This window comes from Skermanella stibiiresistens SB22, assembly GCF_000576635.1.
GTDB lineage: Bacteria > Pseudomonadota > Alphaproteobacteria > Azospirillales > Azospirillaceae > Skermanella > Skermanella stibiiresistens.
Genome location: NZ_AVFL01000002.1, coordinates 363,895 through 379,467, shown reverse-complemented (window position 1 = coordinate 379,467; position 15,573 = coordinate 363,895). Strand labels below are relative to the sequence as shown.

Genomic DNA, 15,573 nt, shown 5'->3' with positions numbered 1-15,573 from the left:
TTGGACGTCACCCGGATAAACACCCGAAGCGCCCATTCAAGCCATCGCTCGAAAGAGGTAGTGGCGAGGTGTCGGCAAAGAAGGTCAGTCAGGTTGCCTCGCCAGTCCCTTGTCGTGTGAAGGCTTGGTCCAAGGCCGGTCACCGCGTTCGGCGGCCACCGTCGCGACGCGCATGGCGCCGGGAGAAAGCCAGATCTGATGGGCTCCCTCGCGGCGCAAGCGCCAAAGATCCACCACCAGTTTGGCCGAACAGGCACGCGGCGCCGGATCGGCGGAGATCACGACATCCGCCACGCCGCAATCCTCGGTCAACGCCTGCCGGACCCGCGCCAGCGCGACGGTGCGCCCCTTGGCGCGGTACAGGCAGCCGGAGCGGTCGCAGTCGAGCAATCCGCCGGCGCCCTTTCCCTCCCTCGGCCAGACGCCCCCCTCCAGCCGCCCGTCACGGCGCAGCCATATCGAGGCGTCGAAGCGTCCGGCGATCCGAGACGATAGGGACAACCCACCGTCGGCATCCCGAACCGCCATCAGCTTTCCCTCTTCATCGACCAGGATGTCCGGCGGGTCGTGGAACGCGGCGGTCAGCAAGGCACCGAGGATGATGGGCACTCCCAGCAGCCGCCATCGCCTCCGCCAGAGCGTGAGCCAACAGCCTCCCAGGGCCACCAGCGGCAAGGCGAGCGCCGGCATGGCCTCGATCAGCTGGGATGCTCCCGGCAAGGCGGCGGTCAGGCGCGCGGTCTCCAGGATCGCGGTGGCACCCCATCCCACCAGCACCAGGAACGGCTGATCGAGTCCGAACGGCATCGCGAGATAGGAGATCAGGCAAAGCGGCATCACCCAGAACGAGGTCACCGGAACCGCGATCATGTTGGAGAGCACGCCGTAGTATTGGATCTGCTGGAAGTGGAACATGGAGAACGGCGTGGTCGCGAGGCTGGCGACCACCGATGTCACCACGATACCGGCGATCTGGAGCATGGCACGCCCGAAAGGTCCCCTGTTCAGCCGTAGTCTCCGCCACGCCGGACTGATCACCTCATAGGCAGCGATCAGCGCGGTGACGGCGCCGAACGACATCTGGAAACTGGCTCCCAGCAGGCTCTCCGGTTCCTTCAACAGCAGCACCGTCGCGGCGAAGGCGATCAGCCTCATGCTGAATGGATTTCGGTCCATCAGGATGGCGCCCAGTGCCAATCCGGTCATGAGCACGGAACGTTCCGTGGGCACCGGGGACCCCACCAGCAGCATGTAGCAGACGGTTCCCGCCATGGCGGCGACCGCCGCGATCTTCTTGATCGCCCAGTTCAGCGCCACCGGTTCGATCAGGGCCAGCAACGCCCGCACCGGAACGAAGATCAGGCCGGCGACGAGACTGACATGAAGGCCGGAGATCGACAGCAGGTGGGCCAAGCCGGAAACGCGGAAATCGTTCATGACATGTTCTGGAATGCCGGTTTGCTCGCCTGTCATCAGCGCGTCGATCACCCTGCCTTCGGAGCCGCCGATCAGGGAGTTGATCCGGTCGCTCATGCGCAACCGAAACCGTTCCACCGCCGCCATGGCGTCAGCCCACTCTCCGACCGGCACCGGCTCTACCCGCTCGACCTGACCGACCGCGTAGCCATTGCCGCCGATCCCGGCGAAGAACGCGGTGCGGGCGAAGTCATGGGCACCCGGAGCCACCGGAGCGCCCGGCGGGGCGAGCACGGCCTTGACGCGGATCCTTTCTCCCGGAGATGCCGCTTGGGCGGCGTCGCGCAGCCGGATCCGGACCATCCCGGGCGTCGCGTCGGCGGCCAACCGGGGGATCGAGAGCTCGGTCAGCAGGACGCGGACACCCTTCTCCAGGCGGTCGACGCCGAGCACCCTGCCCGTCACTGGAACCGGTCCGATCTCCCGCGCCAGGATGGGCGCCGCTACTCGCGCGGTGCGGAATTGCGCGGCGGTGAAGCCCAGCGCCACGCTCAACGCCGCCAGACAAACCAAGGGTGCGATCGCACGATGACGCGCCAGAAGCGACGCGGTGACGAACAAAGTGGTCGCGGCGGCGCCGGCCCATGCCGGCGGCTCGGTGTACAGCGCGAAGTACCACGCCACTCCCAGTCCGATGCCGACCGGCAGCCAGAGTATCCAACGCTCCCGCTCCGCCATGAGGCGGTCGGCGAGCGCCCGGGCCAGATATGCTGAAATCGAGAGGGTGGCCATCATTTTGCCGGTTGGCTTCCAGCCGGTTGGGGTGCGCGAACGATCCCCATGTGCTATGTCACCGGTTACCATTTTATCAGTGCAGATCGGAATTGCGGTAACGATGTCCGTCGTCACGCGTTTTGCGCCCTCGCCCACCGGATTTCTCCATATCGGCGGGGCTCGTACGGCCCTCTTCAATTGGCTGTTCGCCCGCCACCATGGCGGCACCTTCCTGTTGCGCATCGAGGATACCGATCGCGCCCGTTCCACCGACGCGGCGGTCGAGGCGATCCTGGACGGGCTGAAGTGGCTGGGGCTCGACTGGGATGGCGACGCCGTGTCCCAGTTCGAGCGCCGTGGCCGCCACGCCGAGGTCGCCCACCAGATGGTGGCGTCGGGGCACGCCTATCCTTGCTACGCCAGCCCGGAGGAGTTGGAGGCGATGCGGGCGGAACAGAAGGCCGCCGGTCAGCCGATGCGCTATGACGGACGCTGGCGCGACCGCGATCCGTCGGAGGCGCCCGCCGGGGTGGCTCCGGTCGTGCGGCTCAAGGCGCCCCGCGACGGTGAGACCATCGTCAATGACCACGTGCAAGGCGAGGTCCGGGTCCAGAACTCGCAGCTGGACGACATGGTGCTGCTGCGGGCCGACGGCACGCCGACCTACATGCTGTCGGTCGTGGTCGATGACCACGACATGAACGTGACCCATGTGGTCCGCGGCGACGACCATCTGACCAACACCTTCCGCCAAGTCCAGATCTACCGCTCGATGGGCTGGGATCTTCCCGAGTTCGCGCATATTCCACTGATCCACGGCGCCGATGGCGCCAAGCTGTCGAAGCGGCACGGCGCGCTGGGCGTCGAGGCCTACCGCGACATGGGCTACTTGCCGGAAGCCTTGCGGAACTACCTGCTGCGCCTTGGCTGGGGACATGGGGATGAGGAGATCATCCCGACCGAGCGGGCGATCGAGGTGTTCGACCTAGGTGGCATCGGCCGTTCCCCTTCGCGCTTCGACTTCGCCAAGCTGGACAATTTGAACGGTCATTACATGCGGCTGGCCGATGACGGGCGGCTGACCGACCTGATCACACCACTGATAGAGGCCAAGCTCGGCGCCGGGATCGGCGACGCCGGGCGCGACCTACTGACGCGGGCGATGCCGGGACTGAAGCAGCGGGCCAAGACCTTGGTCGAGTTGGCGGAGTCCGCACAATTTTATGTTGCTCCCCGTCCCCTGCCGGTGACGGGTAAGGCCGTTGATCTGTTAGGGGTTGAGGGTGTCGCGTTGCTGACGGAATTGGCGGAGGAACTGCGGCCATTCGACGCTTGGAATGCAGGGGAAATCGAGGCGAAAACGAGGCAATTCGCTGAAAACAAGGGTTTGAAATTGGGCAAGGTCGCCCAGCCGCTCAGGGCGGCGCTGGCGGGATCGACGGTTTCACCACCGATTTTCGAGGTTGCGGAGTTATTAGGTAAAACAGAAACGCTCGCGCGCATTGCGGATATTGCGCAACCGCGCTAAGGCCCAAGCGCTGCGTTGCCAAGACCGCTTTGCAGCATTATTCTCTCCTGATATGAGACGGTCCGGGGAAATCCGAGGCCGCAATCACAAGGAAGTGCCGAGATGAGCCAGAAAACGGTTACGCTGACTGATAACAGCACCGGAAAATCATTTGAATTCCCGGTGCTCGAAGGCACGACCGGTCCGGAAGTGATCGATATTCGCAAGCTTTACGCCGAAACCGGATACTTCACGTACGATCCGGGCTTTACTTCAACCGGCAGCTGCGAATCCAAGATCACCTACATCGACGGCGACGAGGGAATTCTGCTGCACCGCGGTTACGCCATCGAGGATTTGGCCGAGAACTGCAATTTCCTGGAAGTCTGCTACCTTCTGCTCCACGGTGAACTACCCTCCCCCGAACAACTCTCGACCTTCGACAAGACCATCACCTATCACACGATGGTCCATGAGCAGATCAATTACTTCCTGCGTGGCTTCCGCCGCGACGCCCACCCGATGGCGATCCTGTGCGGCGTGACCGGCGCCCTCTCCTCCTTCTACCACGACAGCACCGACATCGAGGATCCGCACCAGCGGATGATCGCCTCCCACCGGCTGATCGCCAAGCTGCCGACCATGGCGGCCATGGCCTACAAGTATTCGGTCGGCCAGCCGTTCATGTATCCGCGCAATGACCTGAGCTACGCCGAGAACTTCCTATACATGACCTTCGGCGTGCCCTGCGAGCCCTTCAAGGTCAACCCGATCCTGTCGCGCGCGATGGACCGCATCTTCATCCTGCACGCCGACCACGAGCAGAACGCCTCGACCTCCACGGTTCGCTTGGCTGGTTCCTCGGGCGCCAATCCTTTCGCCTGCATCGCGGCGGGCATCGCCTCGTTGTGGGGTCCGGCGCATGGCGGCGCCAACGAAGCCGTGTTGAAGATGCTCCAGGAGATCGGCAGCAAGGACCGCATCCCCGAGTTCATCAAGCGCGCCAAGGACAAGAACGACAGCTTCCGCCTGATGGGCTTCGGCCACCGGGTGTACAAGAACTTCGATCCGCGCGCCCAGGTCATGCGCAAGACCTGTCACGAGGTTCTCGGCGAACTCGGCATCACCAACGACCCGCTGCTCGACATCGCGATGGAACTTGAGCGGATCGCCCTCGAGGACGATTACTTCATCGAGAAGAAACTTTACCCGAACGTCGACTTCTATTCCGGCATCATCCTGAAGGCCATGGGCTTCCCGACCAGCATGTTCACCGTGCTGTTCGCCGTCGCCCGCACCGTCGGCTGGATCGCCCAGTGGAAGGAGATGATCGAGGATCCGGGACAGAAGATCGGCCGGCCGCGTCAGCTCTACACGGGCGCCACGCAGCGGAAGTTCGTCCCGCAGAACGAGCGTGGCTGACCGGCGCGCCACGCCTCGATTTGGGTCGGGTGGGTCCGATGGATCCGCCCGCCAACCGCCTGTGACGATCGCGACCAGACGGAGAGCCAAGGCTCTTCCCACGGCGGCCAATGACAACAAGGCGCCGATGCGGTTGCGCCTGATACGCGTCGTCAAGCTCGTGGCGCTGCTGGCGGCCACCGCCGGAATGCTCTGGTATCTGCTTCGTCCGTGACGGTCCCCGTCACGCCTGAGGCTGACATGACAACGGCCGCGCCTCCCGGGAGGCGCGGCCGTTGTCATTCTTCCCGGACGAAGCCGCTCAGCTCCGCTCGATCAACTCGACCTTGTAGCCATCGGGGTCCTCGATGAAGGCGATCACCGTGGTGCCGTGCTTCATCGGACCCGGTGGGCGGGGGATCTTGACGCCTTCCGACTCGAGGTCCTTGCAGGTCGCGTAGATGTCGGGAACGCCAAGGGCGATGTGGCCATAGGCGTTACCGAGATCATACGGCTCCTTCTGATCCCAGTTGTGGGTCAGTTCGAGGACGGTATGGTCGGACTCCTCACCATAGCCGACGAAGGCGAGGGTGAAGCGTCCGCCTTCGAAATCGGTGCGGCGCAGCAGTTTCATGCCGAGCAGACGGGTGTAGAAGTCGCTTGATTTGTCCAGGTCGTAGACCCGCAGCATGGTATGGAGCATGCGGAAATTGGCCATGACTGTCCCTCCATTATTATGATTACCGAATAACGCGCCGGGGAGGTTATTGGCCGCGTCGCGTCGTGCCTTTCACGATGCCAAGCACCACCTCGGCGGCGCGATCGCTGGGCGGAACCCCGCCGACGCCCAGCCACTTGGCGACCTCGGCGACTCCCGTCTGTTGTTCCACCCGCGCGGAGTGATCGTCAAGCAGCCGCGTGATGGCGGCGTCGAGCTTTTCCGGGGTGCAGTCTTCCTGAAGCAGTTCCGGAACCAGCATCCGATCCAGCATGATGTTGACCAGATTGGCGTATTTGGCATAGATGAAGCGCCGATAGAGCCCGAGCGTGACCGGGTGCATGCGATAGGCGATCACGGCCGGCAGGCGGGCGAGCGCCAGTTCCAGTGCTACGGTGCCAGAAGCGGCCAGGGCGGCCTCCGACGCGGCGAAGGCATCGTACTTGTCGGCATCCCCCTCCACCAAGACGGTACGCACGGGCCATCCCGCCACCGCCGCCGCGACCGTGTCGCGCACGTGGGGCACCGTGGGCACGGCGACGACCAAGCCGGGATAGCGTGGCGCCAGCCTCGCCACCGTCGCGCCGAAGTCCGGCAACAAGCGGCTGATCTCGCCACGCCGGCTGCCGGGCAAAACGGTGAGAACCCGATCAGCCGGTGCCAAGCCGTGCTTCTCGCGGAAGCGGGCGCCGTCCCCGGACGCGGCGCCACCTTCCACGATCGGATGGCCGACGAAGGTGCAGGGCAGACCCTCCTTCTCGAAGTAAGGCGGCTCGAACGGCAGCAGCGCCAGGAGGTGGTCCAGGATCCGGGCGATCTTTCGGGCGCGTCCAGGCCGCCAAGCCCAGACGCTGGGGGCGACGTAGTGGACGAACGGGATGCCCTGCCCCTTCAGCCGCTTGGCGACCCGGAAACAGAAATCGGGGGCGTCGATCGTCACCACCACGTCGGGCCGAAGCCGCCGTATTTCCTCGGTCGTCTGGGACAGCCGCCGGATCAAGTTCGGCAAGCGGGGCACCAGTTCGGCGATACCCATCAGCGAGAGATCGGAGAGTGGGAACAGCGTATCGAGACCTTCGGCGATCATGCGCTCGCCACCGACACCGGCGAACCGGATCAGGCCATCCGATTGACGTTTCAAGGCGGCCATCAGCCGGGCGCCCAGCAGGTCGCCCGAAGGCTCGCCGGCGACCAGGAAGATCAGTGGGCCGCGCTCCCTCACGAGGACACGTCCAGGCCGACAACGAACATGCCCCGGGCGTCGGCGGTGGCGATCACGGCCTCGCGATCCAGCGTGATGCTCTTGCCGGATTCCAGCGCTATGCCGCGCAGACCGGCGGCGGCGCACCGCTCGATCGTGGCCTTTCCGATGGTCGGCAGATCGAACCGGGTATCCTGTCCGGGCTTGCTGATCTTGACCAGCACGCCACCCGGACCATCCCGGCGCAAGGTGGCGCAGCGATCGATCAGCGCGTCGGTCCCCTCCACCGCCTCGACTCCCAGGACGAGACCTTGCTGGACGATCACGGCTTGGCCGACGTCCAGCCCGCCGAGCGCCCGGATCACGTCGATTCCGCGGGCGATATCGACCTCGGCCTGTTCGTCGGGGCCATGGGCGCCGAGATGGCCCGTCGGGGTCAGCAGATCGCGCAACACATCCTGGGAAGCCACGACGCGGAAACCCTCCTTCTCCAACTCGGTGGTGACCGCGCGGAGCAGCCCATCGTCTCCCAGCGCGCGGGCGCCGATGCGGGCGAACAGCCTGGTGGCGTACCAGTCGGGCTTGAGTTCCAATAGGCTGGGGCGGCGCACCCGTCCGGCCAGCACGATGTCGCGCACCTCCGCACGGCGCAACGCGTCGAGCATGGCGCCTCCCGCCCCCAGGCGTGACCAAAGGTCGACCGGCAGCGCCGGATTGTCTCGCTCGGCGTGGCCTTCCAATCCCAAGACGAAGATCTCGCGCCCGGCGGCGCGGCACGCCTCGACCAGACGGGTCGGCAGATCCCCTCCGCCCGCGATGATGCCAAGCTTAGGAAGCATGCTCCGCGCGCGGCTGGCAGAGCGGACGGGACGCGTCGGCGCGGATGAAGGACAGGATATCGCCGACGACAGGCTGCTCGCCGAACTCGGAACCGACCTGCTCGACCCGTTCAGCCAATGTCTTATCGGCTGAGAACAGGGCCTTGTACGCGGCACGCAAGGCCCGGATATCCTCCTTGCCAAAGCCGCGGCGCTGCAGGCCGATCAGGTTCAGGCCGTTGAGACGCGCCCGCTCGCCCATCACCAGACCAAAGGGGATGACGTCCTGCTCCACTCCCGACATGCCGCCGATCATGGCGTGGGCACCGATCCGGACGAACTGGTGGACCGCCGACAGGCCGCCCAGGATCGCGTGGTCGCCGACATGGACGTGGCCACCCAGCGTGGCGTTGTTCGCCAGGATCACGTTGTTTCCGATGACGCAGTCATGCGCCACGTGCGATGCCATCATGAAGAGGCAGTTGTCGCCGACCCTCGTCACCATGCCACCGCCCTCGGTGCCCGGATTCATCGTGACGTGTTCGCGGATGCGATTGTTGGCGCCGATTATCAGTTCGGACGGCTCGCCGTGGAATTTCAGGTCCTGGGGAGCGTGGCCGATCGAGGCGAACGGGAATATCTGCGTTCCCGCGCCGATCCGCGTCCGCCCCTCGACCACCACATGGGAGTGCAGCCGGACCCCATCCGCCAGCACCACGTCGGCGCCGACGACACAGAAGGGGCCGATCACGACGGCGGAACCGAGTGTGGCGGCCGGATCGATGATCGCGGTGGGATGGATGGATTGGGTCATGGCTGTTGCGGTGCTCACTCGGTCAGGATCATCGCGGCGAAAGTCGCCTCCGCGCACAGCACGCCGTTGACCTTGGCCTCCCCCTTGAACTTCCACACATTGCGCCGGTGCTGCAACTTGGTGACATGGATGTGGACGGTGTCGCCCGGGGTGACCGGACGCCGGAACCGGGCGTCGTCGATCGACATGAAGTAGACCAGCTTGCCCTCCGCGTCGGAGCCGAGGGTATGCACCACCAGGACGCCCGCCGTCTGGGCCATGGCCTCGACGATCAGAACGCCAGGCATCACCGGCCGCTGCGGAAAATGACCCTGAAAGAAATGCTCGTTGATCGTGACGTTCTTGACGCCGACGGCGCTGACATTGGCCACCACGTTCGTCACCCGATCGATCATCAGCATCGGGTAACGGTGGGGAATCATCTCCATCACGCGGAGGATATCGATGTCGATGCCCGGCTGAGTCTCGCCAGTTTGGTTATCAGAGGTGACTTCCATGTCATTCTTCCTTGAGGCGGGTACGCTTCCCGCGAGTCAGATTCGCCAAAACCGCGACCTGACGCAGCCACTGCTTGACGGGAACCGCTGGGTATCCTCCCACCTCGGCACCGGCGGGAACGTCACGCATCACGCCAGCCTTCGCGGCGATACGCGCCCCGACCCCGATCTTGAGATGCCCAGCCAAACCGGACTGGGCGGCGAGCACCACATGGTGGTCGAGCTTGGTGCTGCCCGAGATACCGACCTGAGCGATGATCACACACCCGGGTCCGATGGTGACGTTGTGCCCGATCTGAACCAGATTATCAATCATCGTGCCGCGCCCGATCACCGTGTCGGGACCGGCGCCGCGGTCGATGGTCGTGTTGGTGCCGATCTCGACGTCATCCTCGACGATGACGCGGCCGAGCTGCGGCACCCGGACATACCCTGACGGATCCATCGAGAAACCGAAACCGTCGGTTCCGAGCCGGGCACCCGGGTATATGTTGACCCGGTTGCCGATCAGGCAGTGGCTGAGCGAGGCGCAAGCACCGACGATGCAGTCGTCGCCAACCTCCACCCGATCTCCGATCACCGCGTTCGGTGCTATCAGGCAGCGGGCTCCGATCCGGACACCGGCGCCGATCACGGCGCCCGGCCCAACCTCGGTACCTTGTCCGATCTCCGCTGTCGGGTCGATGAAGGCGGTCGGCGCCACGCCCGCGCGTGGTGGCGGAACCGGATAAAAGGCCTGGGCGACCAGCGCATACCCCATGTAAGGCTTGCGCGTCACCAGCAAGGCCATGCCCGCCGGCGCCTTGGAGACAAGGTCGGGGTGGACGAGGCAGGCACCGGCGCGGCTCGCCTCGAAAGCACCGACATACTTCTTGTTGTCGAGGAAGCTGACGTGGTTCGGCCCGGCCGCGTCCAAAGGCGCCACATCCGAAAATTCGGCGTGGGGGCTGGCTCCTGGTCCCAGTTCAGCGCCAGCGATGCTGGCCAATCTCTCCAACGTAAAGGGGCCTGCGACGGTGAAAAAGCGAGGGTCCGGCATGGCTCCGTTCTTCGTGCGGTTCTGGTCGGATGCTTGTTCCCAAATCTGGCCGTTGGGTCAAGTCAACTCTTGGGTACGGTCACTGCCACGGTGGGCATCTTCTTATTGAGGCGCTCGAGCACCGGGTTGGTCAGGTCCAGCGATTTCTCCGCCAGGACCACTTGCTGCTTGGCCAAGACCAGACTGGCCTTTTGTTCGCCCGCGACCTCCGCGACGACCTGAAGCATGCCGTCATGCAGCTTCTTCATGGACTCGTTGAAGGCCTGATCCAACACGCGCTTCCGTGTTTGGACTGAACGTTGCACCTCGGCGACCTGTTGCTCGAACTCGCGCCGTTTCTGTTCGAAGGCGTCCGGCGGCAGATCGGCGCGTTGCCGGCCCAGTTCCTGCTCCGCCCCGCGAAGCTTGTCCTCCTGCTTCGCGATCTCCTTTTGATAGGTCTGCCGCTGGGCGTCGAGTTGCTTATGGATGCTCTTCGCGGCCACCGACTCCTGCATGATCAATTGGACATCGACCACAGCCACCATCGCGGTGGGGAGTTGCTGCGCCGTGGCAACGCGCGTCGGCGCCACCGCCAGGGTGAGTGCCAGGGCGGTGACGGAGCCAATCAGAGAGCGCCGGATTGTCCGGAGTTCGAACACCATGCCTAGAACCTGGTACCAAAGCTGAAGCGGAATTGCTCCTTCTTGTCGTAGTCTTCCTTGAGGATCGGGAAGGCCAAGTCGACGCGGATTGGTCCGAGAGGCGACCGCCAGGAGATGCCGGCACCCACCGATAGCCGGAGCGAGTCGTCATCGACCAGCCGCTCGCTGCCGACCGGCGTGGCGTCGACATCGCCCAGTGTGCCAAAGTCGGAGAAGGTGTGCCCCGTGACACCGAACTCATCGGGCAGACCGATCGGGAACGCCAGTTCGACGCTGCCGCGGGCGAAGCGATTGCCGCCCAGGCTGTCGTCGCTGTTCAACTCACGCGGACCGATGCCGGCCGGCGCGAAGCCGCGCAGGCTGTCGCCGCCGATGAAGAAGCGGTCCGAGATCGCGACATCCTCGCCAATACCGACGATGAAGCCAATCTCGCCCAGGAAGCTCAGGACGGTGTTTTCGGTGACTGGGAAGTAAACGCCCGCACCCAGGCGGTTGCGCGAGAACTGAGCGTCGCCACCAAGACCGGCGACCTCGTTGTTGAGGCGGATGAAATAGCCTTCGGTTGGATTGATCCGGCTGTCACGCGCGTCGTACAGCAGTTCCTGGCCGACCAGCGAAACGATCCGTGTCCCCGCCTGCTCACGGATGAACCGTGAGGCGTCGGACGCGATGTTCTCGATCTCGGTCTGCTGCAAGGTGTAGTTCAGCTTCTGGCGCAACCGCTCGGTCAGCGGATAGCCGAGCCGGAAGCCGATACCGGTGTTGGCCTCGTCGTACGAGCTTTCATCCTGGTTGTCACGGGTGATGCGGAACAGGTCGACGCCCGCCGCGAGATCACGCTCCAGGAAATAGGGCTCGGTGAAGCTGAGGTCGAATTCCTGGGTCCGGCCGGACACCGTCGCGGAGAACCGCAGATCCTGGCCGCGGCCGAGCAGGTTGCGTTCCCGGATGCCGAAGTTCGCCAAGGGGCCATCGATGGTCGAGAAGCCGGCCCCAATCTCGATCTCGCCGGTCGACTGCTCCTGTACATTGACTTGGATCACCGATTGGTCCGGTTGCGATCCTTCCGCCGTCGTCACGTTGACGCGTTCGAAGAATCCAAGATCGCGGATGCGCCGCTCAGACCGGCGCAGCTTGGACGTGTTGAACGGGTCACCCTCGACCAGCAGCATCTCGCGCCGGATCACCCGGTCCAGCGTGCGGACGTTGCCGGTGATGTCGATCTTGTCGACGAAGACGCGGGGTCCCTCGGCGATCTCGTAGACGACGTCGATCGTGCGCTCCTCGCGGTTGCGGACGATGCGCGGCTGGATGTCGACGAAGGCGTATTGCAGGTCGCCGACCGCGTTGGTCAGGTTGGTGATCGAGCTCTCGACCTGATCGGCGTTGTACCAGTCCCCTTCGGTCGTGGTCAGCTGCGAGCGCAGTCCCTCGACGTTGAGGTCGCGCAGTTCGGTCTCCAAGCCGACCTTGCCGAACTTGTAACGCTCTCCCTCCTCCACCGTGAAGGTGATGAAGAAGCCGTCCTTGTCGGGTGTCAGCTCCGCCACCGCCGACACGACGCGGAAATCGGCGTAGCCGCGCGACAGGTAATAGCGCCGCAAGCGATCGCGGTCGAAGGTGAGACGGTCGGGATCGTAGGTGTCATCGGTCGTCAGGAAGCGGTACCAGCGCGACTCGCGGGTCTGGATCTCCTCGCGCAGCCGGCTGTCGCTGAACATCTCGTTGCCGATGAAGTTGATCCGCTGGACACCGGTACGGGCCCCCTCGTCGATCTCGAACACCAGGTCGACGCGGTTCTGGTCGAGCTGGATGACCTTCGGCTCGACCGTCGCGGCGAAGCGGCCGCTGCGCCGATAGATCTCGAGCAGGCGCTGGACGTCGTTCTGCACGCGGGTCCTGGTATAGACGACACGCGGCCGAAGCTGGACCTCGCGCTCCAGGTCGGCGTCCTCGATCCGTCGGTTACCCTCGAAGGCGATCCGGTTGATGATCGGATTTTCGACCACGTTGACCACTAGGACGTTGCCGTCGCGGCGCAGTGTCACGTCCGCGAACAGGCCGGTCGCGAACAAGGCCTTCAGCGAATCGTCGATCCTGGCCGGATTGAACGGATCCCCCGGGCGCACCACCAGATAGGAGCGTACGGTGGCCGGCTCGATTCGCTGGGTGCCGTCGACCCTGATGTCGGAGATGGTGCCGCCAGAAAAATTGGCTTGCGCCACCGTGGTCGGCTGCCCCTGGGCCAGCGCGATTGTCGACGTAGCCGTCGTCGTGCACGCAGCCAGCACGCAGGCCGCCAAAAACCTGTTCAGCCCCAACTGAATCCCCCAATAACTTCCGAATGCCCTCAGGAAATCAAGCCCCGGAAAAAGTCGACCACGCGGAGGTGCACCAGATCATTCCAGGTCGAGAAGACCATCAAGGTGAGCACCAAGGCCAATCCAATCCTAAAGCCATACTCCTGAGCCCTATCGCCGAGCGGCTTACCACGGATCGCCTCAACGGCATAGAACAACAAGTGGCCGCCGTCCAGCATGGGAATGGGGAACAGGTTGATGAGGCCGAGATTGACCGACAGGATCGCCATGAACCAGATCAGCGCGACGATCCCGCTCTGGGCCACCTCGCCCGACATCTGCGCGATACGGAGTGGTCCGCCCAGCTCCTCGGTGCCCCGCGCGCCCGAGATCATCTGGCCAACGGCGCCCAGCGTCCCTGTGGTCAGGTTGACCGTCTCGCGGCCAGCCTGCCAGAGCGCGGTCAGCGGGTCGTGGCGACGGTACTCCATGCCGGCGCGGCCGATGCCCAGAAGGCCGATGGAATGGGTGTTACCCATCCGGTCGGTCACGGTGGTGATCTCCGGTGTGACGCTGATGGGCTGACGGCCGCCGTCCCGTTCGATCACCACGGCCAGGGCGGTGCCTTGATTGAAACGGACGATCTGCTGGACTTCCTCAAACCGTTCGATCGGTTGGCCGTCGATCTCGACGATGACATCGCCCGGTAACAGCCCGGCCCGGGCGGCGGCGCTGTTCTCCTGGACCGTGCCGATGTCGGCAGGCGTGAAGGGCTGGCCGTAGAGCGAGAACAGCAGCGCCAAGCCAATGATCGCGAACAGGAAATTGGCGATGGGACCGGCCGCGACGATCGCCGCGCGCTGGCCCAAGCGCTTATGGAAGAAGGATACCTCCCTCTCCTCGGCCGTCATGGTCCGAACGGCACCGCTCGGCGTGCTCGCGGCGTCGGCGTCGCCGAACATCTTGACGTAGCCGCCCAGCGGTATGGCGCTGAACTTCCAGCGGGTTCCCGCCTTATCGGTTCTCCCGAACAATTCGGGACCGAATCCGATCGAGAAGGTCTCGATCCGCACGCCGTTGCGTCGCGCGACCCAGTAATGGCCGAGTTCGTGCACGAACACGAGCACGGTCAGGACGACCAGGAAAGGGATGACGTAGGTCCACAGACCAGTGAGGAATTCCATTTGGTTCTCCCGCCGCCCCCGGCTCAGGTTTTAGTGGCGAAACGGGTCAACATCCCGGTCGCCTCGCGTCGCGCGTCCGCGTCGATGTGGCGCACATGGTCCAGATCATCAAGGCGGGAATGTGGCAGCAGCTCCAGCGTCCGCTCCACCACCCGCTCGATATCCAGGAAACCGATGCGCTTTTCCAGGAAAGCCTGGACGGCCACCTCGTTCGCGGCATTCAATATCGTAGGAGCGCCGCCCCCAGCTTGCAAGGCGTGACGGGCCAGCCGAAGAGCCGGGAACCGCTCGGGATCCGGCGCCTCGAAGGTCAAGGTTCCGGCGCCGATCAGGTCAAGCGGGGCCGCCGGAGTCTCGATCCGTTCCGGCCACCCCAGGGCGAAAGCGATCGGCGTCCGCATGTCCGGAGTGCCGAGCTGGGCCAGGACCGAGCCGTCGATGTATTCGACCATGCTATGGATGACGGATTGGGGATGCACCACCACGTCGATGCGGTCCTCGGGAAGCGCGAACAGGAAGTGCGCCTCGATGATCTCCAGCCCCTTGTTCATCATGGTGGCGCTGTCGACCGAGATCTTGGCTCCCATCGTCCAGGTCGGATGCGCGCAAGCCTGTTCGGGCGTCGCCGCCGCCATCACGGCGCGGTCGGCGCGCCGGAAGGGACCTCCCGACGCGGTCAGCAGGAGCCGGCGGACGGAGGAGCGGCGCTCGAAGTCGAAGACTTGGAAGATCGCGTTGTGCTCGCTGTCGACCGGCAGCAGCGTGGCGCCGCAGTCCCGCACGAGATCCATCATCAACGGACCGGCGCAGACCAGGCACTCCTTGTTGGCGAAGGCGACGATGGCGCCACGCCGGGCGGCGGCCAGCGTGGGCTCCAAGCCGGCGGCGCCGACGATGGCGGCCATCACCCAGTCGGCGGGCCGTTGGGCGGCTTCCACCACCGCCTCCGGCCCGGCCGCGACCTCGATGCCGCTGCCCGCCAGCGCGTCCCGCAGTGGCTCGTAGCCGGCGGGATCCGCGATCACCGCCAGAGCCGGCCGCAACGCCTTGGCCTGCTCGACCAGATGCACGACATTGCGACCCGCCGTGAGAGCCTCGACGGTGTAGGCCCCGGGGTTTCGGGAGATCAGGTCGACCGTGTTGCGCCCGACCGATCCCGTCGATCCAAGGATCGTGACGCTCCGGGGACTTCCCTCCGGGCCAGACGTATTTCCCGCCCGGTCGGATGTACTTCCGGCCCGGCCGGACATGCGCGCGCCT

General features: G+C 64.9%; 14 protein-coding genes. 3 read left to right on the top strand and 11 right to left on the bottom strand.

The window, feature by feature from the left end; all coding sequences use genetic code 11:
* Positions 1-84: 84 nt before the first annotated feature.
* Entirely contained in the window at positions 85-2,211 is a 2,127-nt protein-coding gene (locus N825_RS04370) for a ComEC/Rec2 family competence protein (RefSeq protein ID WP_051511524.1), read from the bottom strand.
* A 100-nt stretch (positions 2,212-2,311) separates the two neighbouring features.
* Here N825_RS04370 and gltX point away from each other — a divergent pair, with 100 nt between their 5' ends.
* The 3 genes from gltX (at position 2,312) to N825_RS38680 (ending at position 5,333) form a co-directional block, all read left to right on the top strand.
* Positions 2,312-3,718: a glutamate--tRNA ligase gene (gene gltX, locus N825_RS04365; protein WP_037447342.1), complete on the top strand. Its 1,407-nt coding sequence runs from the start codon at positions 2,312-2,314 to the stop codon at positions 3,716-3,718.
* A 102-nt stretch (positions 3,719-3,820) separates the two neighbouring features.
* Positions 3,821-5,119 (top strand): citrate synthase, encoded by a 1,299-nt coding sequence (gene gltA / locus N825_RS04360; protein WP_051511523.1) that lies wholly within the window; start codon positions 3,821-3,823, stop codon positions 5,117-5,119.
* 61 nt (positions 5,120-5,180) lie between these two features.
* Positions 5,181-5,333 (top strand): hypothetical protein, encoded by a 153-nt coding sequence (locus N825_RS38680; protein ID WP_157618970.1) that lies wholly within the window; start codon positions 5,181-5,183, stop codon positions 5,331-5,333.
* Between the two features lie 87 nt (positions 5,334-5,420).
* Here N825_RS38680 and gloA read toward each other — a convergent pair whose 3' ends face one another.
* The 10 genes from gloA to N825_RS04310 all read right to left on the bottom strand — a co-directional run bounded on the left by gloA (position 5,421) and on the right by N825_RS04310 (position 15,563).
* Positions 5,421-5,816 (bottom strand): lactoylglutathione lyase, encoded by a 396-nt coding sequence (gene gloA, locus N825_RS04355; protein ID WP_037447339.1) that lies wholly within the window; start codon positions 5,814-5,816, stop codon positions 5,421-5,423.
* A gap of 46 nt (positions 5,817-5,862) precedes the next feature.
* Positions 5,863-7,038: a lipid-A-disaccharide synthase gene (gene lpxB / locus N825_RS04350; protein ID WP_037447336.1), complete on the bottom strand. Its 1,176-nt coding sequence runs from the start codon at positions 7,036-7,038 to the stop codon at positions 5,863-5,865.
* Complete coding sequence (locus N825_RS04345; RefSeq protein ID WP_037447331.1) at positions 7,035-7,856, bottom strand: LpxI family protein; 822 nt, start codon at positions 7,854-7,856, stop codon at positions 7,035-7,037. The genes lpxB and N825_RS04345 overlap by 4 nt, the downstream gene beginning before the upstream one ends.
* Positions 7,846-8,649, bottom strand: coding sequence for an acyl-ACP--UDP-N-acetylglucosamine O-acyltransferase (lpxA, locus tag N825_RS04340; protein ID WP_037447329.1), 804 nt, complete (start codon positions 8,647-8,649; stop codon positions 7,846-7,848). The genes N825_RS04345 and lpxA overlap by 11 nt, the downstream gene beginning before the upstream one ends.
* Positions 8,650-8,663: 14 nt before the next feature.
* Positions 8,664-9,146, bottom strand: coding sequence for a 3-hydroxyacyl-ACP dehydratase FabZ (gene fabZ / locus N825_RS04335; RefSeq protein WP_037447326.1), 483 nt, complete (start codon positions 9,144-9,146; stop codon positions 8,664-8,666).
* A 1-nt stretch (position 9,147) separates the two neighbouring features.
* Positions 9,148-10,185: a UDP-3-O-(3-hydroxymyristoyl)glucosamine N-acyltransferase gene (gene lpxD, locus N825_RS04330; protein ID WP_037447323.1), complete on the bottom strand. Its 1,038-nt coding sequence runs from the start codon at positions 10,183-10,185 to the stop codon at positions 9,148-9,150.
* A 62-nt stretch (positions 10,186-10,247) separates the two neighbouring features.
* Entirely contained in the window at positions 10,248-10,829 is a 582-nt protein-coding gene (locus N825_RS04325) for an OmpH/Skp family outer membrane protein (protein WP_157618969.1), read from the bottom strand.
* Between the two features lie 2 nt (positions 10,830-10,831).
* On the bottom strand, positions 10,832-13,120 hold the full coding sequence (gene bamA, locus N825_RS04320) for an outer membrane protein assembly factor BamA (RefSeq protein WP_245613006.1): 2,289 nt from the start codon (positions 13,118-13,120) through the stop codon (positions 10,832-10,834).
* A 59-nt stretch (positions 13,121-13,179) separates the two neighbouring features.
* A complete protein-coding gene (gene rseP, locus N825_RS04315; protein WP_037447317.1) occupies positions 13,180-14,313 on the bottom strand; it encodes an RIP metalloprotease RseP in 1,134 nt (377 codons plus the stop codon).
* 23 nt (positions 14,314-14,336) lie between these two features.
* Positions 14,337-15,563: a 1-deoxy-D-xylulose-5-phosphate reductoisomerase gene (locus N825_RS04310; protein ID WP_037447315.1), complete on the bottom strand. Its 1,227-nt coding sequence runs from the start codon at positions 15,561-15,563 to the stop codon at positions 14,337-14,339.
* Positions 15,564-15,573 lie beyond the last annotated feature (10 nt).